The organism is Comamonas odontotermitis, assembly GCF_040396735.1.
In the GTDB taxonomy this organism is placed as follows: domain Bacteria; phylum Pseudomonadota; class Gammaproteobacteria; order Burkholderiales; family Burkholderiaceae_C; genus Comamonas; species Comamonas odontotermitis_C.
Genome location: NZ_JBEBNZ010000002.1, coordinates 283,684 through 304,060, shown reverse-complemented (window position 1 = coordinate 304,060; position 20,377 = coordinate 283,684). Strand labels below are relative to the sequence as shown.

The window sequence follows — 20,377 nt, the reverse complement described above, 5'->3', positions numbered from 1 at the left end:
GTGCTGCAGATTTGGCGAAACCATGGCAGCATGGCCGTTCATTTGGCGATACACAGGCGCAAAGGAGATCCCATGGTTTTGGCAGTACAGATTGAACGCAATGGCGGCCCTGAGGAGATGAAACTCGTTCAGGTGCAGATAGGCGCGCCGGGCAAGGGCGAGGTGCGGGTGCGCCACCATGCCATCGGCCTGAACTTCATCGATGTGTACCAGCGCAGCGGCCTGTACCAGCTGCCCCTTCCTTTGCAACTGGGCATGGAGGGTGCGGGCGTTGTGGAGGCCGTGGGAGAAGGCGTGGACCATTTGAAGGAGGGCGACCGCGTCGCCTATGCCACCAATCCGCCGGGAAGCTACAGCGAGGTGCGAGTCATGCCTGCCACCTTTGTCTGCAAGCTGCCCGATGCGATCAGCTTCGAGACCGGCGCGGCCATGATGCTCAAGGGCATGACGGCGCAGTACCTGCTGAAAAAGGCCAAGCCCGTGGAAGGCCTGAATGCGGGCGATCATGTGCTGTTCCATGCGGCAGCGGGTGGTGTCGGCCTGATTGCCTGCCAATGGGCGAGGGCGCTGGGTCTGCGCCTGATTGCCACGGCGGGCTCGGAAGAAAAATGCCAGCTGGCGCTCGCCAATGGTGCAGATGTTGCGATCAATTACCGCACGGAGGATTTTGCCAAGCGCGTAAACGAGATCACCGGCGGTGAAGGCGTGAAGGTGGTCTACGACTCCGTCGGCAAGGATACGTGGGAAGGCTCGCTGCAGTGCCTGCGCCGCTTCGGGCTGATGGTGTCGTTCGGCAATGCATCCGGACCTGTGCCGCCGTTTGCACCTGCGGCACTGGCGCCCAAGAGCCTGTATGTGACGCGCCAGACGCTGTTTGCACACCTCAGCTCGCGCCAGGCCTGCCAGGCCATGGCCGATGATCTGTTCGGCGTGGTGGCTTCTGGCGAGGTCAAGATTCACATCGAACAACGTTTTGCGCTGGCCGATGTGCAAGAGGCCCACCGCGCGTTGGAAGCGCGCAAGACGACTGGCTCCAGCATATTGCTGCCGTAAACTCCCTGAGGGCTACAAGAACCATAGCTGGCAGCGTTGTCTGATATTGGGGTTGATGGATAAAATCCATGTAAAGCCAATAAGGCAAAGCGCTACCAGCTCTCTTTTTTGATAATTTCCATGCCAGATATTCCCACCGCCTTCTTTGCTTCAGAGCCGCCAGCGTGGCTTGCTACAGCACAAGCAGCCATGCAGCAGCCAGCGCGCAAGCCGCGCATTCCGCTGTGGGTGAACGGTCAGGCAGTGGGTTCGCTGGTGGAGCACTTTCTGCTGGAGACCGGTATTGCAGGCAGGCTGGGGGGCGACAGTCTGTTGTCCAAGGAAGAGCGCGCAGGCGTGGCGGTGTGGCTGCTGGAGTCTCCCACGCAAGACGCTACCCGGTTGATGAACCGGCTGGCCGATGCGCTGCGCGATGCAGGCCGCAGCGGCCCGTGGCGCAATGAACAACTGGCCGTGCATGCCGTCGATGGCCGCCGCATTGGCACGGTGGAGCGCGGTGCAGTGCGGGTGCTGGGTATTGCGACGCAGGCCGTGCATCTGGTGGGCCTCAGCCCCGATGGCCGATTGTGGGTGCAGCAGCGGGCGGCAGACAAGGCGAGCTATCCGCTGCACTGGGACACGCTGATGGGCGGCATGGTGTCCGCACAGGACACGCTGGAGCAGGCGCTGGAGCGCGAAACCTGGGAAGAAGCAGGGTTGCGAACCGCGGAGCTGGCCGACATGCGCTGGGGCGGTGTTCTGCATTTTCGCCAGCCGGGCATGGATGGCGGTGATGACATCAGCTACATGCACGAAGACATTCATTGGTATGTGGCTACCCTGCCCCAGGGCATGGCGCCGCAGAACCAGGATGGAGAGGTTGCGCAGTTTGCCCCCTGGTCGGCAGACAAGGTGCAGCAGCAGCTGGCGCAAGGCCAATTTACCCCCGAGGCCAGCCTGGTATGGGCAGGCTATGCGGGATGGATGAAGTAGCAACAGAGGATGGTCATGGCAGAGCAGGCAGGTGCGGGCGGCGCAAACGTGTTGCGCCCCAAGGAGGCGGTGGTAGTGGGCGCGGGCGTGGTGGGTGTGGCAACTGCGCTGGCGCTGCAGAGCTATGGCGTGGCCGTCACCCTGATCGACCGTGGAGAGCCCGGCATGGAGTGCAGCTACGGTAACTCGGGCGCGATCAGCCCGGGCTCGGTGGCGCCGCTCGCCTTGCCCGGCATCTTGAAGACCGTGCCCGGCATGCTGCTGGACCAGGATGGCCCCTTATCCATTGCATGGAAGCATTTCCCCAAGGCGGCGTCGTGGCTGGTGGCCTTTGCGCAATCGGCCGAGCCCAAGCGTGTGGCGGCGGCTGCAGCGCGGCTCAACGACCTGTACCACGGCGCGGTTGATGCCCACGAGACCTTGGCGCAGCGCTTGGGCGTGCCGGAGCTGTTCATTCGCCATGGCCATCTGCACCTCTACCCCGATGCAGTGGCTGCAGAGAAGGACGCCATGGGCTGGAAGCTGCGCGAGCAATATGGCTACCAGGTCGAGCAGTTGGACCGCGCGGGAATTGAAGCGCTGGAGCCCCATGCTCCCGCTGGCTATGTCCATGGCCGCTTTCTGGCTGACCACGGCACCATCCTGAACCCCTTGCGCTATGTACAGGCCATGGCGGATGCCTTTGTACGGCGTGGCGGCACCTTGGCGCGTGCCGAAGTGCGCGCGCTCCACATCACCCCCGATGGCTGGTCGGTGAAGACCGGAGAGGCGGCACTGGACAGGCAGCGCTGGACGCAGATAGTCGTTGCGGCGGGCGCCTGGGCTCCGCAATTGCTGCGGCCGCTGGGCATGCTGCTGCCGGTGGAATCGCAGCGCGGCTACCACGCGCAGTTTGCCGGTGCCCAGCATCTGGTGGGCCGTACGGTGGTGCTGGCCGACAAGAAGGTGTTCATCGCACCCATGGAGGGCGGCCTGCGTGTCGGTGGCACGGTCGAGATTGCAGGCCTGAAGGCGCCGCCCAACCCGCGCCGTGCAGCGGGAATCGAGCGCATCGCGCGCGAGGCATTCCCAGCCCTGGCGCAACACCAGGCCCAGCACTGGATGGGGCACCGGCCCTGCCTGCCGGGCTCGGTGCCGGTGGTGGGCCACATCGACACCATCCCCGGTCTGTGGCTTGCAGTGGGTCACGGCCATCTGGGGTTGACCGGATCGCTGCCCACGGCGCAGCGCATTGCCACAGGCATGTGCGGTCCGCAGGCGCTGCCGTTCTGGCAACTGCGCACGGCAGGTTAGCGGTTGCTGCGCCACCGAAGACCTGCATGCCAGCGCAGTGCTTTTGGCCGTTAGCGCTTCAGGGTTCTGTGCTTTTTACTATATTTTCAATAGCAAAATAAAAACCCCCTACCACCGATTCGGCTGCAGGGGGTTTTGCGCAGGGCGGGTGCCCGGGTTAGGGCGTCAGGCGTTCGCGCGGCGCGCAGCGGCGCTGGCAACGGCCAGGGCTGTCATGTTGATCACGCGGCGCACGGTGGAGGCCGGTGTCAGGATGTAAGCCGTAGCGGCCGTGCCCATCAGGATCGGACCGACGGTGACGCCACCGCTGGTCGTGGTCTTGAGCACGTTGTACAGAATGTTGGCCGCATCCAGGTTGGGGCAGACCAGCACATTGGCTTCACCCTTGAGCGTGGAGTCTGCCGATTCCATATAGCGGTCGCGGATGGCGGGCTCCAGCGCAGCGTCACCGTGCAGCTCGCCATCACACTCGATGCCGGGGTGGCGGGCGACGAAGATGTCGCGCGCTTCGCGCATCTTGCGGGCCGAGGCACGCTTGGACGAGCCGTAGGTGGAGTGCGAGAGGAAGGCCACCTTGGGCGGAATGCCAAAGCGTTGTACTTCCTGCACCGAAGCCCAGGCGATATCGGCCAGCTCTTCGGCGGTCGGGTTTTCGTTCACATAGGTGTCGGCAATGAACAGCGAGCCGTTCTGCTCGGTCATCAGCGCGTTCAGGGCTGCGTACTGCTTTTCGCCTTCTGCACGACCGATGATGTTGTGGATGCGTTCCAGATGGGTTTCGTAGGTACCCACCAGGCCGCAGATCATGGCGTCGGCGTCACCCAGCTTGACCATCAGCGCTGCAATGATGGTGTTGGAGCGGCGCACCACCGCCTTGGCCACTTCGGCGGTCACGCCGTTGCGCTTCATCAGCTGGTGGTAGGCTTCCCAGTACTGGCGGAAGCGTGGATCATCTTCTGGGTTGACGATTTCCACGTCCTTGCCGGGCTGCATGCGCAGGCCCGCCTTGGCAATGCGCGCTGCAATCACGGCGGGGCGGCCCACCAGAATGGGGCGGGCGATCCCGTCGTCGATGACGATCTGAGCGGCACGCAGCGCGCGCTCGTCTTCACCGTCGGCGTAGGCCACGCGCTTCTGGGCGTCCGGCAAGGCCTTGGCGGCTGTGATGACGGGGCGCATCAGCATGCCGGTCTGGTAGACGAAGCGGGTCAGGTGTTCCTTGTACGCTTCCATGTCGGTGATGGGGCGCGTGGCCACACCGGATTCCACTGCAGCCTGGGCTACGGCGGGCGCGATCTTCAGGATCAGGCGCGAATCGAATGGCGTAGGAATGAGGTAGTCCGGGCCAAAGGTCAGTTCCTTGCCGGAGTAGGCGGCAGCAACTTCTTCGCTGATGTCGGCCTTGGCCAACTCGGCGATCTGGCGCACGCAGGCGAGCTTCATGGCTTCGGTGATCTTGGTGGCGCCGCAATCGAGCGCGCCACGGAAGATGTAGGGGAAGCACAGCACGTTGTTGACCTGGTTCGGATAGTCCGAACGGCCCGTGGCGATGATGCAGTCGGGGCGGATGGCCTTGGCCAGTTCTGGACGGATTTCCGGCTCGGGATTGGCCAGCGCCAGGATGATGGGCTTGTCGGCCATGGTCTTGACCATGTCGGCCGTCAGCACGCCGGGAGCCGAGCAACCGAGGAACACGTCGGCCCCGTCGACCACGTCGGCCAGCGTGCGTGCTTCGGTGTTTTGCGCGTAGCGGGCCTTGGAGGCATCGAGACCACCAGGGCGGCCTTCGTAGATCACGCCCTTGGAGTCCACCATGTAGATGTTCTCGCGCTTGACGCCCAGGCCCACCATCACGTCCACGCAGGCAATGGCTGCAGCGCCCGCGCCCGATACGGCAATCTTGACGGCGCCGATGGCCTTGCCCACCAGTTCCAGGCCATTGAGCAATGCCGCGCTGGAGATGATGGCGGTGCCGTGCTGGTCGTCATGGAACACCGGAATGTTCATGCGCTTGGACAGCTCCTGCTCGATGTAGAAGCACTCGGGCGCCTTGATGTCCTCCAGGTTGATGCCGCCCAGCGTGGGCTCCAGTGCTGCAACGATTTCGATGATCTTGTCAGGGTCGCGTGCGTCCAGTTCGATGTCGAACACATCGACGCCGGCGAACTTCTTGAACAGGCAGCCCTTGCCTTCCATCACCGGCTTGCCGGCCAGGGGGCCAATGTCGCCCAGACCCAGCACGGCGGTGCCATTGGTGATCACGCCCACCAGGTTGCCGCGCGAGGTGTAATCGAACGCCTTGCTGGGGTCGGCCTGGATGTCGAGGCAGGGGTAGGCCACGCCTGGCGAGTAGGCCAGCGACAGATCACGCTGGTTGGACAATGGCTTGGTGGGGGTGACCGAAATCTTGCCTCTGCTGGGGCTGCGGTGGTATTCGCGAGCCGCATCGCGGAGAGCCTGTTCGGCGGCGGAAAGTGGTTGCTGTGCCATAGATCAATCCTGTAAATGTCAACTGCATCATAAATGCGTCGACCCACTCCATTTTGGTAGTGGGTCTCAATTTCAATGCTGCAGCGCAGCAAGTGTTGTTAGTGAGCGTCCGCCTGCCGAGCGGCCTGCACAATGGCGGCCTCGTCGTGTTTGGCACCGTTGAAGAACACGTTCAGTGCCACAGCGCAGATGGATGCCAGCAGAATGCCCGATTCGATCAGCGGGTGAATGGCGTGCGGCATCCACTGGCGAAAGCTTGGTGCAATCAGCGGGATCATGCCCACGCCAATGGACACCGCGACAATCATGCCGTTGTAGCGGTTGTTGCGGAAATCCACATTGCCCAGAATGCGGATGCCCGTGGCGGCCACCATGCCAAACATCACCAGGCCCGCGCCGCCCAGCACCATGGTGGGCAGCGATTCCACCAGGGCCCCCAGCTTGGGCAGCACGCCCAGAATGATCAGGATAAAGCCGCCAGCCACGCAGACGAAGCGGCTCTGGATGCCGGTGACTGCCACCAGGCCCACGTTCTGCGAGAAGCTGGTGTAGGGGAAGGTGTTGAAGATGCCGCCCAGCAAGGTGCCCAGGCCATCGGTGCGCAGGCCGCGCGTCAGGTCATCCGGTGTCACTTCCTTGCTCGTCATATCTCCCAGCGCGAGGAACATGCCGACCGATTCGATCATCACGACGATCATCACCAAGGTCATGGTCAGGATCAGGATCGGATCGAACACGGGCGCTGCAATCTCGAACGGCATCACGAAATCAAACCATTCGGCCTGGGCGACCTTTTCATAGGTCATGAAACCCATCGCCGTGGCGATGATGGCGCCAATCACGATGCCGGCCAGCACGGCCACATTAGCCAAAAAGCCTTTGGCGAACTTGGTGATCAGCAGGATGGACGCCAGCACGATGCCCGAAATGGCCACGCCGCTGAGGTCTGCGTACTTGGGGTTGGGAATGGACGGCAGGATGCTCATGCCCTTTGGAATAGGCGGCAGTGAAGAGCCTGGTGCGCCGGCCATGGCCTGGGCCTCTTGCAACCACTTGGCGTACTCGGGGTTGACGACATTGGGCGCGGTTGGCCCTACAGGGTTGCCGAAGATCCAGTTGATGCCCACGCGCATCAGGCTGATGCCGATGACCGTGATGATGGTGCCGGTGACGACAGGCGGAAAGAACCGCAGCATGCGGCTGACAAATGGGGCGATGGCAATCGATATCACCCCGGCCCCAATGACCGAGCCAAAAATCAACCCCGCCCCGTAGGTGCCGCCCGTGGTCTGCGCCATGGAAATCATCGGCGCCACGCTGGCAAAGGTCACGCCCATCATCACCGGCAGCTTGATGCCGAACCAGCGTGTTGCGCCCCAGGCCTGAATCAGGGTGACCAGGCCGCAGACAAACAAATCGGCGGAGATGAGCTTGGCGATCTGGTGGTGGTCCAGGTTCAATGCCCGGCCCACGATCAGCGGTACCGCGACCGCACCCGCATACATGACCAATACATGCTGCAAACCAAGTGCCGTCAACCGCCCCAACGGCAGTACTTCGTCCACAGGGTGTTTGTTAGATTGCATTCTTTCGCTCCTATCACGAAAAATCTTGTACAGCTGGATTGCGGTACGGCGAATCCATACAAAAAGTGTATACACATTCAGCGTGCAAGCGACTTGCTGATTACCCTGAAACTGCCCGGAACCTGTGCAGTTGGTGACAATTTTCCCGCTATTGAATCAGGAGCTTGCATGCGGGCAGTGCATGCGCTGGAAGACGAAAGAATGAAAAACGCCTCCCGAAGGAGGCGTTGCGAGAAGGTGATGTGCGGGCGGTAGCTGCGCTCAGGCAGTGTTGGCGGCTACTTTCGCGGCCATCGTCAGGCCAGCAGGTCGTACAGCGCACGTGCCACCACCTTGGTAGCGCGGCGCAGGTCCTGCAGATCAAGGCGCTCGTCGGCGCGCTTGGCGTGCGATTCCAGCACGGTGCGGGGGCCCGCGCCATAGATCACACCAGGAATGCCGCGCTCCACATAGAGGCGCACGTCGGTGTACAGCGGGGTGCCAACTGCAGGCGGTTTTTCGCCGAAAACGGCTTCGCCATGCTGCTGGATGGCATCCACCAGGGGTTTGTTGCCGGGCAGAGGGGTCATGGCATTGGCCAGCAGCAGACGCTTGATATCCACACGCACGGCATCTTCGCCGGTGTAGCCACCTCGGGTGTTGAAATCTCCGATGGCCTTGGCGATGACCGCACGGATATGGGTTTCGACTTCTGCGGGGTTCTCTTCCGGAATCATGCGGCGGTCGATCTTGAGCACCACCTTGCCTGGCACCACGTTGGTGTTGGTGCCGCCGTCGATGCGGCCGATGTTGAGATATGGATGCTTGATGCCAGGCACCTTGGAGGTGATCTGCTGGTATTGGGTGTTCTCGGCATACAGTGCATTCATCAGCACCACGGCGGCCTGCAGCGCGTCCACACCGGTGTGCGGCACGGCGGCGTGGGCCATCTTGCCCTGCACGGTGATTTCCATCTGCAGGCAGCCGTTGTGGGCAGTCACCACTTCGTAGCTGAAGCCGGCAGCGATCATCAGATCGGGCTTGGTCAGCCCCTTCTCCAGCAGCCAGCCCGGCCCCATGATGCCGCCGAACTCTTCGTCGTAGGTGTAGTGCAGTTCGACCGCGCCCTTGGCAGGCTTGGCCACGGCTTCGAGGGCACGCACGGCGTAGGTGAAGCTGGCGAAATCGCTCTTGCTTACCGCGGCGGCGCGGCCGTAGAGCTTGCCATCCACGATTTCGGCGCCGTAAGGGTCCTTGGTCCAGCCCTCGCCGGGAGGCACCACGTCGCCATGGGCGTTCAGGGCGATGGTGCGACCCGTGCCTGCATCACCATATTGGCGGCGCACGATCAGGTTGGTGATCGATTCCATGCCATAGGCCTTGACCTCGGCTTCCGGTACCACGTGCTTTTCGGCTTCGTAGCCAAAGTCCTTGAGCAGCTCGGCCGTGCGCTCGGCGTGGGGCGCATTGTTGCCGGGGGGCGTATCGGTGGGAACCTGCACCAGCTTCTGGAAGAACTGCACTTCTTCGTCAAAGTGCTGGTCGATCCACTGGTCCAGGGCTGCGTAGGTAGTTGCGTTGGTCATGCTGCCTCTTTTTCGAGTTGTTGAAGGATGTGGGTGAAAGCGTCGATGGACAGCTGCATGTCGTCCGACGTGCTCGATTCCAACGGGTTGTGGCTGATGCCGCTGTTGATGCCGCGCACGAACAGCATGGCCTGCGGCATGACTTCGTGCAGCTTCATGGCATCGTGTCCCGCGCCGCTGGGCATACGGAACAGAGGCACGCCCTGGGCCTCTACAGCTTTTTCCCAGCGCTGTTGCCATTGCGGCGCGCTGGGAGCCGCAGCAGCCTGCATGGTCAACTCGCTGGTTACGCGCAGGCCTCGGCGCTCGGCAATGGCTGCCAGCTCGGCGAGGATGTCGCTCACCATGGCATCGCGCTGTGCATTGGTGGGAGCGCGCATGTCCAGGCTGAACTTGCAGCGGCCGGGCACCACGTTGATCGAGCCGCTGGGCACCTCCAGCATGCCGACGGTGGCCACCGAATCGCCATCCTGTGCGGCGCGCTTTTCGGCGTACAGCATCAGCTCGGCCACGCCGCAGGCGGCATCGCGACGGCGGTCCATGGGGGTGGTGCCGGCGTGGCTGGCCATGCCGATCATCTCGCACACATAGCGGGAGCTGCCGTTGATCGAGGTGACGATGCCCAACGGAATATCGAGTTCGTTGAGCACCGGGCCCTGTTCGATATGCACTTCGATGAAGCCCAGGTACCTGGCGGCATCGCGCTGGATTTTGGGGATGTCGTCGATGCACAGGCCGGCGTGCTGCATGGCTTCGCGCATGGTGATGCCATCCGCGTCCTTCTGGCCCAGCCAATTCTGGTCAAAGTGGCCGATCAGCGCGCCAGAGCCCAGGAAGGTGGCCTTGTAGCGCTGGCCTTCCTCTTCGGCAAAGCCGACGACTTCGATGCCGAAGGGCAGCCGCTTGCCCGCGCGGTGCAGTTCGCGCACGCAGGCCATGGGCACGAAGATGCCCAGGCGGCCATCGTACTTGCCGCCGTTGCGCACGGTGTCGTAGTGGCTACCGGTCAAAAGGTATTGGGAATCGGGCGTGGCGCCGTGGTAGCGGCCCACCACGTTGCCCACAGCGTCGATCTCGACTTCGTCAAAGCCGCACTCGCGCATCCAGTGGCTGATGCGCTGGGCGCAGGCGCGGTGTGCATCGGTGAGGTAGGTGACGGTGAGCTGGCCTTTTTCGGCGTAGCCTTCGTCGCTGTGCTGGGCCAGTTTCTCCTGCCAGTCCCAGACGTCGTTGCCCAGCGTGGGCTCGTAGCCGAACTTGTCGTTCAGGCGGATTTCTGCAATGCGGTGGATGTTGCGCAGTGCTTCGTCACGTTCAAAGGCTGGGTGGTTGTGCAGGCGGCGCTCGAAGGTGGCAATGATCTCTGCCTTGGGCAGGCCCAGGCCACGCGGGCCGCGCACGGCGAGCACGGGCGGGAAGCCGAAGCGCGCCTGGTAGTCGGCATTGAGCTGGCGGATGTGGGCCAGTTCTTCAGGCGTGCAATGGGTCAGGCCAGCCTTGCTTTGCTCGTTGGTCGATTCGGCCGTGAGCGTGTTGGTTTCCATGGCCTTGCCAGCCAGCTCCGGGTGGGCGCGGATCAGGTCGAGCTTTTCTTGCTCGCTGCTGGCAGCCAGCGCCCGGACCATGGCGTACTTGAGCTGCGCGAGCGATTGGAAGGGACGCTGCGCCAGCGCGGCCTCTGCAATCCAGGGCGAATGCTCGTACAGACCATCGAGCATGGCAAGCGCTGCTTCAGGCGTTGCGCTGTTGAGTTGTTCCAGGGTCAATGCCATGGTTGTCTCCTATCAAAATATGAGCATTCAGCGCTTGCCAGTCAAGCGCTTGATGTCGTTTTCATTCAAAGTGCCGGGGCCGGAAAATGCTGGGCCCAGTGGCGTGCAATATCGATGCGCTTGCAGACCCAGACCTTGTCGTGCTGCTGAATGTGGTCCAGAAAGCGCTGCAGCGCGGTGATGCGGCCAGGGCGGCCGAGCAGGCGGCAGTGCATGCCGATGCTCATCATCTTGGGGCGGTTCTCGCCATGCGGGTCGCCTTCGGCATACAGCACGTCAAAGCTGTCCTTCAGGTACTGGAAGAACGGGTCGGCATGCGAATAGCCCTGGGGCAGCGCAAAGCGCATGTCGTTGCAGTCCAGCGTGTAGGGCACGATCAGCTGGTGGGCGGCTGCACCATCGGATTTTTGCAGCTTCATCCAGAAGGGCAGGTCGTCACCGTAGTAGTCGCTGTCGTAGGCAAAGCCGCCAAAATCTGCCACCAGGCGGTGGGTGTTGGGGCTGTCGCGGCCGGTGTACCAGCCCAGGCCGTGTTCCACGCGGCTGCCATAGATATTCTTGAAGATATCCATGGCCTGCTGCATGTGCGCGCGCTCGGTCTCTTCGGGCACGTTCTGGTAATGGATCCATTTGAGACCGTGGCAGGCCACTTCATGGCCCAGGTCGGCAAAAGCCTGCGCCAGTTCGCGGTGGCGCTGCAGGGCCGTGGCCACGCCAAACACGGTCAGTGGCAGGCCGCGCTTTTCAAATTCGCGCAGCAGGCGCCACACGCCTGCGCGCGAGCCGTACTCGTAGATGCCGTCCATGCTCATGTGGCGCTCGGGGTAGGCTGCCGGGTTGAACATTTCGGACAGGAACTGCTCGCTGGCGGGATCGCCATGCAGCACGTTGTTCTCACCGCCTTCTTCGTAGTTCAGCACAAACTGCACGGCAATGCGCGCGCCCTGGGGCCATTGCGCATGGGGCACGTCGCGGCCGTAGCCGATGAGGTCGCGGGGATAGGAGGCGGTGGCGTCGTAAGTCATACCGTGATCGTGGACAAAGCCATGGACAAATCGTTGCTGGGAATATCGCGCTCAAACTGCAGGCCTTGCTCGACGTGCTCCAGGTGCTCCTGCAGCAGTTGCACGGCGCCTTCGACATCGCGCGCAGCAATCGCCTGCACGATGGCCTCGTGCTCCTCGTGCGAATGCGCGGCGGCGCTGGCCGACTGGTACATCAATGTGATCAGCGCGCAGCGGGAGATCAGGTCGCTCAGCATCTGGGCGAGCACTTCGTTGCCCATCAGCTCGGCAATGCGGACATGGAAGTCGCCCAGCAGTTCGGTACGGCTGCTGACATCGGTGCTGCCCATCGCGGCGGCCTCCTGCTTGACGTGGTCGCGCAGGGCCTTGAGCTGCTTGGGCGTCACGTTCTGTGCAAAGTTGCGCGTCATCTCGATTTCGAGCATCTTGCGCACGGCAAACACCTGTCGGGCCTCTTCGACCGAAGGGGTGGATACGAACGCGCCTCGGGCGGGCTCCAGCGTGACCAGATGGTTCTGCGACAGCTGGAAGAGTGCCTGGCGCACCAGCGTGCGGGAGACGCCGAAGTGATCGGCAAGCTTTTGCTCTGCCAGTTTGGTGCCTGGCAACAGCTTGTGCTCGACGATGGCGCGGGTCAGCGCCTGAGCGATGGTGGAAGTGGAGGTGGATTCCATACCAGGATGATAGATCGATTGACAAAAAGTGTATACACTTTCAGTGCACATCACCAGTGCCATCTTAACCATAATCATCAGGAGATTTCCCTATGGGCCTCAGCACCCACGTTCTCGATACCATGAATGGCTGCCCCGCTGCGGGCATGGCGGTGGAGTTGTTCGCCACCGAAGGCGACAAGGCCACCCTGGTCAAAAGCCTGGTTCTGAACCACGACGGCCGCACCGACGCGCCGCTGTTTGACAACAACACCCTTCAGGTGGGCACCTATCGCCTGACCTTTGACGTGGCGGCCTATTTCAAGGCCCGGGGCGTGCAACTGCCCGAGCCCAGCTTTCTGAACAAGGTGAGCCTGGATTTTGGCGTGGCCAATGTGGACCAGCACTACCACGTGCCGCTTCTCGTCAGCCCCTGGAGCTATTCCACTTACCGAGGTTCTTGATGCAGGTCATGCCTGGATTTGTGACAGCCACTGGCGGCCAAGGTTTCTGAGAAAAGCCGCTGTGGCGCACTGCTGGTGAGCGCGATATGCTACTTTTTAGATAGCGTCAGCGCTGGCCTTCGGTCAGGGTATGCAGCTGAAAGCGGCCGCTTTCGTCCCACAGCCAGGTATCGGTGTAGATGGTTTGCGCCAGCCGGGGCGCTGCTGGAAAAGGGGCTGCGTCGTAGACCATGTCTTCGATCTGCTGCACCACTTCTGGGGCGTGGCTTGGCTCGCGCAGCCAGTTCAGGCCCTCGATGCGGCCTTGGGCATCCAGGTAGAGTTCCAGGCTGCCGATGGCGTAGAGCATGGGCGGCATCACGCCCTGGAAGATGCGGTCCGCATAGCGTTCGTACAGGTGTCGCGCACACTCGCGGCGGTACTCGTCTTCATTGCGGGCGGCAGACAGTGTGACGGGCTTGTCGGCAGATGGAGCAGAAGGCGCAGGGGGCGCGAGCTGTGCTGCTGTACCTTCCGTGGCAGCCAGGCTGGAGTTGGAATCTGCGTGGTCGGTGATTCTCTTCCAGAAGCGCTGCCAGGCGCTGGGGTTGGATTCGGTCATGGTAGAAATGATAGCGTGCAGCGCCAATGGGCGTTGCCGCCCTTCGGGATGGAGAACGAGGAATGCGTGCGTTGCAGCAACTATTGGCCCGCTTGTCAGCAGAGCCGGCTTGCCTGGTCGAAGTCGAAGCGACCCAGGGGTCGGCGCCGCGTGAGCAGGGCGCATGGATGGCGGTGTTTGGTGCGGGAGATGCGCCAACCAGCTCCGGCCAGATCGGAACCATCGGGGGCGGCCACCTGGAGTGGCTGGCCGCCGAAAAAGCCCGCGCCATGCTGGCTGGCGGCGAGACGGAAGCACATGAGCGCTACCCATTGGGCCCCAAGCTTGGCCAGTGCTGCGGCGGCGTGGTGCACCTGCGTTTCTTGAAGGTGGGGGCCGCAGACCGTGCTGCCTTGCAGGCCCGACTGGCGGAGAAGTTCGCTCCGGTCGCCATTTTCGGCGCTGGCCATGTAGGTGCTGCTCTCGTGCAGGTGCTGGCGCCACTGCCGCTGCAAATCACCTGGGTGGACAGCCGGGACGCGATCTTTCCGGCCGAGTTGCCCGCCAATGTGGTGGCCGAGCACTCCGAGCCTATCGAGGCGGCCGTGGGCGACCTGCCTGCAGGCAGCAGTATTTTCATCCTCACGCACAACCACCAGCAGGACCTTTTCATCACCCAGGCCTGCCTTGCGCGGCTGCGCGAGCAGGGCGATTTGGGCATGGTCGGCTTGATCGGCAGTGCCACCAAGCGTGCGAGTTTTGCCCATCGCCTGGAAGAACGCGGTTTTTCTGCCACTGAATTTGCCCGCATCACCTGTCCGATCGGCGTGCCTGGCATCACGGGCAAGGCGCCCGAAGTGATTGCCATTGCGGTGGCGGCACAACTGTTGCAGTCTTTGAACTATTAATTTGATAGCTGGTGGCGCTTTCCAGGTCTGCGCCAGGGGCAAAATCAGGCATATTCTCAAACATTGGCGGCCCGGGCCTGCCAGGCCCATTGCGCCGCCGCGCGGTTCGCATCAGGGTTTTAACTAGGGTGAGCGTGACACGATAAGCTCCCGCTGTCGCCAAAAATTGCATACACTTTACGTCTACAAAATGGTCGCAGCGGAGCCCTGGCATCAATGATTGCTGTGGAGCGCGGCCACTTGGCTGCTCAGAGCGCCCGCAGTGGTGAGCAGCTTTTCCCGGACGGTGCCGGTTGCCCCACGCAACAGCGCCGCCCGCAAGGGCAGCTCCACGCTGCCAAGGATGAAAGCGATGGAAGGCTATATCCTCGACTGGGCGAACCTCTTGCTGCGCTGGCTGCACGTCATCACGGCAATTGCATGGGTGGGCTCGTCGTTCTACTTTGTGTTTCTGGACAGCAGCCTGACGCCGCCCGAAGACGAAGACCTGAAGAAGCAGGGCGTCAGTGGCGAGCTATGGGCCGTGCATGGCGGCGGCTTCTACCACCCGGTCAAGTTCAACGTCTCGCCCCCCAAGCTGCCCGATCACCTGCATTGGTTCTACTGGGAAAGCTATACCACGTGGTTGTCAGGCTTTGCGCTGCTGACGGTGTCTTACCTGTGGAATGCCAATATCTATCTGGTCAACCCTGCCAACCCCAATGCCATGAGCACGCCGATGGCGGTGTTTGCGGCGCTGAGCTTTCTGGTGGTGTTCTGGCTGCTATATGACGGCATCTGCCGCACCTTCGGCCAGAAGAAGAATGGCGATGGCATTGTGGGCGCTCTGGTGCTGGTGCTGGTCTGCATCGCGGCCTTCCTGGCCTGCCACATCTTCCCCGGCCAGGCGGCTTTCCTGCTGATGGGCGCCATGCTGGCGACATCAATGAGCGCCAATGTGTTCTTCTGGATCATCCCCGGCCAGCGCACGGTGGTGCGCGCGCTCAAGAACGGCGAACCGGTCGATCCCATCCACGGCAAGCGCGGCAAGCAGCGCAGCGTGCACAACACCTATTTCACGCTGCCTGTCCTGTTTGCCATGCTCTCCAACCACTACGGCTGGCTGTACAACCAGAAGTACAACTGGCTGGTGCTGATCTTCATGATGTTCGCGGGGGCAGCCATTCGCCAGTTCTTCGTGCTGCGCCATGGCTTCAAGCTTGGCCGCAACAAGCATCCCTGGCCGTATGCCGTGATCGGCGTGGCCGCCATCCTGGGCGTGATGGTCTGGCTCAAGCCTGGCCCTCAGGCTGCCGCGCCGGCAGCGCCCGCAGCGGCTGCAAAGCCTGCAGCAGAAGGCGCCGTGGCGTACAGCGAGGTATCCAAGGTGTTTGCCCAGCATTGCGTGGCATGCCACAGCGCAGCTGGCCTGGCGCAGAAGAACGTGAAGCTGGATTCGCCGGGAGAAGTGGCGCAGCACACCCAGCAGATCTACCAGCAGGTGGTGGTGCTCAAGAAGATGCCATTCGGCAACCCCGATGGCCTGTCTGCCGACGAGCGCGATCTGGTCAAGCGCTGGTTTGAAAGCGGTGCATCGACGGCGCCTTGATGGCTGGCCGATGAATTGCCGACGAAACGCCCTCTGCTGAGGGCGTTTTTCATGGCGTTGATTCTGCCCCTTGGTCGCTCTTGAACTCTGGCTTGACCCAGGAACAAGAAAACCTCCAAACTTTGCTTGGAGGTTTTTGCTTGTTTGCGCATCGGTAATGCGCGTCATTAGCTATCCGTCAGAGTGCAAGGTCACAGGTGCATTCAAGTGGAGGTATGGATAGCATCGGCTGACGCGCAATGGGGCAGGGTCAGAAGCGGTGGCGGATGCCCACACCTACGCTGGTGCCGCTGCCAACGTCCTTGACCTTGTCGTACATCACGATGGCGTAACCGTCGGTGCGTTTGGAAAAGTCGTAGTTGTAGCCAATCGAGACCGTGTTGCGCTTGGTGCTGGTCTGGTCCAGCTTGGACTGGGCCCAGGCGGCCAGGATGCGGCTGTTGGCAGCCAGCGGAATGGTGGCGCCCAACGAGCCGGTCTTGGCCTTGTAGTCGTCGTTCTTGCCCTTGGTCTGGCCATAGGTGGCAAAGGTCTTGACCACGCCAAAGTCATAGCGTGCGCCCAGCATCCAGTTCTTGCGGCCATCGGGTAGCAACGAAGCAATGGGGCTGGTGATGCTGACGTCTTCGTAGAACGCCGTCAGCCCCAACGGGCCCTGGCTGTAGGTGGCGTTGACGCCGACATTCTTCTTGCCGTTATCGCCGGGCTGCTCACCGAACTGGTAGTGCACATTCGCCCTGAGACCGCTGAAGTCGGGGGTGGAATAGACAATCTGGTTGCTCCAGCCGGTATCGGTGGGGTTGGTTCTCTGCCATGCCGGACCGCTGATGTTCTGGTGCAGCACCAGCGGCGAGAAAGTGAACGAATCGCCATAGGGGTTGAAGGAGATGGTGGGCACGAAGTTGGGCGCCACTGTGCGGCCCAGCAATACGCGGCCAAAGCCGCCATCCAGGGCCACAAAGGCATCGCGCGAGAAGAACGGGTCGCCATTGAAACGGCCAGGAGAGCCCGTGTCGCCGCGGAAGAAGCTGTTCAGCATGAAATTGAGCTTGAGGCCCCCGCCCAGATCTTCGGTGCCCTGGAAGCCGATCCACGAAGTGGTCATGCCGCCGCTGTTGACGACGTTGCTGCGACCAGCATCGCCAGGGGCCTTCATCGAGCCCACATAAATGTCGGTCAGACCGGTCACGGTGACCGACGACTGGGCTTGTGCTGCTGCAGCGCAAGCCAGCATGGCAGCCATCGCGAGCAGTTTTTTGTTATGCATAGCAGTCCTTTGTTTCAGTTTTTTGATAGGGATTTGAGGAAGTTTTCAAAAGTGGGTAGCCCCACAGTGAAATATGCGTTTCAACCCGCGCTGTGTCAGTCAGAACTTACACGAGGTGTGGTGTAGAAGCAGCACGCAAGTGGATTGATGTAGCTCAATACGCGCGAAAGCAGCGGCATGCAAAGTGCTAGTCATGCTCGATCTGCTTTCTTTGGATGACTTTGTGACCCACAGCGCGCCTGCTGGCGCGACGGTGCGCCGGCGGCATCAGCCGTTGGCGGAGGTGCTGTACCTTGAAAGTGGCACCGTGGCTTTTGGCGTTCATGAAGAGGGTCGCATGCGCCATCTGCTGGGGGTGATGCATGCGCCTTGCTGGCTGGATGCGGCCCCGGCACTGGCGGGCCAGCCGTGTGCGGTGGACATGGTTGCGCAGACGCCGGTGCAGTGGCGCTCGGTACCGGTCGAGCAACTGCGCAGCAGCCTGCAGCAATGGCCTGCCGATGCGCAAGGCCTGGTGACCAGCATGGCCCAAGGCTACTGCCAGCAGGCCGCGCTTGCGGTGAGCCGGGTGGCGCAGGACGCAGTCGCGCGCTGCGCCCAATGGCTGCTGCAGCACGCCGAGCCCGCGCATGCCAGCGAAGCCATTGGTGGATTGGCCGTACATCTGGCCCAGTCCAAGCGCCAGATTGCCGCCCACCTGGGCATTGCGCCAGAAACCCTGTCGCGCGTGCTGCGGCAGCTGCGTGACCAGGGGCTGCTCGATGGCATGGGAAAAAGCCTGCGGCTGCCCCAGCCGGAGTCGCTGCGCCAGCTGGCCACATCCTGAGTTCCTGGCGCAGCGGCCGTGTGGGCCTCGTGCGACGCTTTCCTGCATTCTCTTGGACCAAGGTGTTTTCCTTACGGCCTTCTACCGATAGCGGAATGGCGCTGAAATAGCGAACATGTGCGCAGTCTGAACAGGAGTTGCGCCATGTCCTTGCCTTTGGCAATCCTTCACCCCTATATACCTGCCGTCAAGGCCGCCTAGGGAGCGTATGGGACGCCTGCTTGACAACCAACGCCTGCTGCCTTCGCAGCATGCCACGCAGCCCGGCAGTGCCGTAGCGGGCCGCTGGACTCTGCAATTGATGGTGGTGGTGCCGCTGCTGGTGCTCTTGGCAATGGCATTGGCGGGGTTGCTGGTCGTGCGCAGCAATCAGGAAAGCACCACCCGACAGCTCGTGGCGCAGCAGGCCGATGAGACGGAGCTTCTGGCCAAGCTGATCGGCAGCAAGCTCGAGCAGAGCCAGAAGGTGCTGGCCACCGTGGCGGAGGCTGCCGCGCCCTGGGCGCTCGACTCCCGCCCCACCCTCGAATGGCTGCTGGACCAGGGGTTGCCTGCCACCCGTTACTTCGACAGCATGGTCTTCGCCCGTGGCGCGCAGGTGTTTCGGTTGGACTTCCGCTCGGGCGATGGCAGCCGGGCGGAGGTGGAATCGGCAGAGCGCGACTTGCTCCGGCGGGTGATTGTCGACGGCAAGCCCCAGGTGTCCGATCCAGTCAAGAGTACGCTGGGCGGGCCAAGCATCGCGCTGGGCATTCCGCTGCGGGCCCGAGACGGCAGTGTGCAAGGCGCCATGGCCGGTGTGCTGCGCCTCCAGTCGCAGAGCCTGTTGCCTGTGTCATTGGCCGTACCGGCGCGTGAGAACGCGCAGTTGGTTGTGATGAGTACCAGTGGTGTGGTCATCTCGCACCCTGATCCATCCCGCATCCTGGGCATGGCGGTCGATGAACCTGCACTGGCCCAGGCTCTGCGGCTTTGGAGTGAGCGTGAGCGCAACGGTGCGTCCAATGGCGCGCAAGCCTGGTGGCGCGCGCCGCAACTGATCAGCGTGGCGGAGATTCCGGCCGCGCGCTGGCTGGTGGTGCGGGTGGTGCAGCATGAGGCGAGCCTGCCTCTGGTGGGGCATATGCTCGACACCTGGGCGGGGCTGCCTGTCCTGGCTCTGGCGCTTGCCATGGTGGGTCTGAGCCTGGCCTGGCTGTGGTGGCATACGCGCAAGCTGAGGACAATGGTTGCCGATATCCCGCCGCCCATGCCGGGCGAGGCACTGATTGCGGGGGATGAGCTCGATCAGATCGGGCGCCAGTTGCGCAGCCTGCAGCAGCAGCAAAGCCTGCTGGAGCGCCGTCTGCAGCAGAAGTCCCAACTGGCCGATATCGTGCTGGAAAGCGCGCGCTTTTCCATGCTGCTTCTAAAAAATGAGCGCATGGTGCAGGTTTCGCAGGCGCTCTCGCATCTCCTGGGCTACGACCGCAGTGAGCTTGAGGGCAAGGATGTGCAATTGCTGGCCATGGATGCGGCGGATCTGGATGCGTTGTGGAATCAGGCTCAGCCATTGCTGTCTCGTGATGGCAGCGCCGAGGTGACGGTGAGCCTGCGCCATCAGTCGGGAGCACCGGTGATCGCCACGGTGCAAATGGTGCGCGTGCTTGGTGTGGCGGAGGGTTATCTGTGGTGTTTTGTGCGCGCGGGCCAGGCTCGGGTGGCTAGCCGCTCGGCCTCGCAGCAGGACAAGTTGACCGAGTTGCCCAGCTACGATGCGCTGTTCTCGCATCTCACCGCCATGCTGCAGGCCCAGCGCGAAGGTCTGGACGGGTCCTCGCCCAGTACGCCGGTCCTGTTCTATGTGAATGTCGACAACATGTCGTCCATCAACGCATTGGCAGGCCATGCGCAAGGCGACCTGGTGCTGCAGCAGGTGGCGCGCCAGTTGCAGATGCTCCAGCCATTCCAGGGGTTTGCCGCGCGTGTGGCCGGCGACAAGTTTGCCCTGGTGTTGCGCCAGTGCAGCCGCGAAAAGGCCGACGCGCTCGCAAGGCAGCTGTGCGAAGCGCTGCAGAACTGGCAGCCAGAGCTGCGCGGCAAACACTTCATGGTCACGGTCAGCATCGGGCTGCTGCACATGGACGCAGGCTTTGCCGATGCCCACCAGGTGATCCGTGCTGCAGACATGGCCTGCTACGAGGCCAAGCGGCATGGCGGCAACAGCGTGCATTGGAGAGCCGAGCGGGTGGAAACAGGCGGCGCATCATTGCGCCACGGGTAAGACCGGGATTGCCGCGAGGGCCACTGCTGCTAAGCTCGTCGGATACGAGTTTTTCTGGCATGCGCTGCGTGC

16 protein-coding genes are annotated in these 20,377 nt (G+C 62.5%); 8 read left to right on the top strand and 8 right to left on the bottom strand.

Going from position 1 to position 20,377, the window contains the following annotated elements:
* The first annotated feature begins 72 nt into the window (after positions 1 to 72).
* The 3 genes from ACH2DG_RS03760 (at position 73) to ACH2DG_RS03750 (ending at position 3,318) form a co-directional block, all read left to right on the top strand.
* The gene (locus tag ACH2DG_RS03760; RefSeq protein ID WP_395024360.1) at positions 73 to 1,053 is read left to right on the top strand and encodes a quinone oxidoreductase family protein; all 981 of its coding nucleotides are present in this window, start codon (positions 73 to 75) and stop codon (positions 1,051 to 1,053) included.
* Positions 1,054 to 1,173: 120 nt separating this feature from the next.
* Positions 1,174 to 2,025 (top strand): NUDIX domain-containing protein, encoded by an 852-nt coding sequence (locus ACH2DG_RS03755; protein ID WP_395024359.1) that lies wholly within the window; start codon positions 1,174 to 1,176, stop codon positions 2,023 to 2,025.
* A 15-nt stretch (positions 2,026 to 2,040) separates the two neighbouring features.
* Positions 2,041 to 3,318: an NAD(P)/FAD-dependent oxidoreductase gene (locus tag ACH2DG_RS03750; RefSeq protein ID WP_395024358.1), complete on the top strand. Its 1,278-nt coding sequence runs from the start codon at positions 2,041 to 2,043 to the stop codon at positions 3,316 to 3,318.
* A gap of 165 nt (positions 3,319 to 3,483) precedes the next feature.
* Here the strand turns inward: ACH2DG_RS03750 and ACH2DG_RS03745 are convergent, their stop codons facing one another.
* The 6 genes from ACH2DG_RS03745 to ACH2DG_RS03720 form a co-directional block, all read right to left on the bottom strand.
* Positions 3,484 to 5,808, bottom strand: a complete 2,325-nt coding sequence (locus ACH2DG_RS03745) for an NADP-dependent malic enzyme (RefSeq protein WP_224151639.1) — start codon at positions 5,806 to 5,808, stop codon at positions 3,484 to 3,486.
* A gap of 98 nt (positions 5,809 to 5,906) precedes the next feature.
* The gene (locus ACH2DG_RS03740; RefSeq protein ID WP_224151640.1) at positions 5,907 to 7,394 is read right to left on the bottom strand and encodes a nucleobase:cation symporter-2 family protein; all 1,488 of its coding nucleotides are present in this window, start codon (positions 7,392 to 7,394) and stop codon (positions 5,907 to 5,909) included.
* A 296-nt stretch (positions 7,395 to 7,690) separates the two neighbouring features.
* On the bottom strand, positions 7,691 to 8,959 hold the full coding sequence (locus ACH2DG_RS03735; RefSeq protein ID WP_395024357.1) for a M20 family metallopeptidase: 1,269 nt from the start codon (positions 8,957 to 8,959) through the stop codon (positions 7,691 to 7,693).
* Positions 8,956 to 10,731, bottom strand: coding sequence for a 2-oxo-4-hydroxy-4-carboxy-5-ureidoimidazoline decarboxylase (gene uraD, locus ACH2DG_RS03730; RefSeq protein WP_395024356.1), 1,776 nt, complete (start codon positions 10,729 to 10,731; stop codon positions 8,956 to 8,958). Before uraD ends, ACH2DG_RS03735 begins: the two co-directional genes overlap by 4 nt.
* A 65-nt stretch (positions 10,732 to 10,796) precedes the next feature.
* Complete coding sequence (gene puuE / locus ACH2DG_RS03725) at positions 10,797 to 11,756, bottom strand: allantoinase PuuE (RefSeq protein ID WP_395024355.1); 960 nt, start codon at positions 11,754 to 11,756, stop codon at positions 10,797 to 10,799.
* A complete protein-coding gene (locus ACH2DG_RS03720; protein WP_395024354.1) occupies positions 11,753 to 12,430 on the bottom strand; it encodes a GntR family transcriptional regulator in 678 nt (225 codons plus the stop codon). The genes puuE and ACH2DG_RS03720 overlap by 4 nt, the downstream gene beginning before the upstream one ends.
* A 92-nt stretch (positions 12,431 to 12,522) precedes the next feature.
* On the opposite strand from ACH2DG_RS03720, the gene uraH reads away from it, so the two are divergent.
* Positions 12,523 to 12,873 (top strand): hydroxyisourate hydrolase, encoded by a 351-nt coding sequence (gene uraH, locus ACH2DG_RS03715; RefSeq protein WP_395024353.1) that lies wholly within the window; start codon positions 12,523 to 12,525, stop codon positions 12,871 to 12,873.
* Between the two features lie 106 nt (positions 12,874 to 12,979).
* Here uraH and ACH2DG_RS03710 read toward each other — a convergent pair whose 3' ends face one another.
* A complete protein-coding gene (locus ACH2DG_RS03710) occupies positions 12,980 to 13,474 on the bottom strand; it encodes a hypothetical protein (protein ID WP_395024352.1) in 495 nt (164 codons plus the stop codon).
* Between the two features lie 62 nt (positions 13,475 to 13,536).
* Between ACH2DG_RS03710 and xdhC the strand changes: the two genes are divergently transcribed.
* On the top strand, positions 13,537 to 14,361 hold the full coding sequence (gene xdhC / locus ACH2DG_RS03705; RefSeq protein ID WP_395024351.1) for a xanthine dehydrogenase accessory protein XdhC: 825 nt from the start codon (positions 13,537 to 13,539) through the stop codon (positions 14,359 to 14,361).
* Between the two features lie 352 nt (positions 14,362 to 14,713).
* Positions 14,714 to 15,949: a urate hydroxylase PuuD gene (locus tag ACH2DG_RS03700; protein ID WP_395024350.1), complete on the top strand. Its 1,236-nt coding sequence runs from the start codon at positions 14,714 to 14,716 to the stop codon at positions 15,947 to 15,949.
* Between the two features lie 250 nt (positions 15,950 to 16,199).
* On the opposite strand, the gene ACH2DG_RS03695 is transcribed toward ACH2DG_RS03700, so the two are convergent.
* Positions 16,200 to 17,216 carry a porin gene (locus tag ACH2DG_RS03695; protein ID WP_395024349.1) on the bottom strand — a complete coding sequence of 339 codons (1,017 nt, stop codon included), beginning with the start codon at positions 17,214 to 17,216 and terminating at the stop codon, positions 16,200 to 16,202.
* A 193-nt stretch (positions 17,217 to 17,409) separates the two neighbouring features.
* Here ACH2DG_RS03695 and ACH2DG_RS03690 point away from each other — a divergent pair, with 193 nt between their 5' ends.
* Positions 17,410 to 18,042 carry a Crp/Fnr family transcriptional regulator gene (locus tag ACH2DG_RS03690; protein ID WP_395024348.1) on the top strand — a complete coding sequence of 211 codons (633 nt, stop codon included), beginning with the start codon at positions 17,410 to 17,412 and terminating at the stop codon, positions 18,040 to 18,042.
* 208 nt (positions 18,043 to 18,250) lie between these two features.
* The gene (locus ACH2DG_RS03685; RefSeq protein ID WP_395024347.1) at positions 18,251 to 20,305 is read left to right on the top strand and encodes a diguanylate cyclase domain-containing protein; all 2,055 of its coding nucleotides are present in this window, start codon (positions 18,251 to 18,253) and stop codon (positions 20,303 to 20,305) included.
* Positions 20,306 to 20,377: the final 72 nt, after the last annotated feature.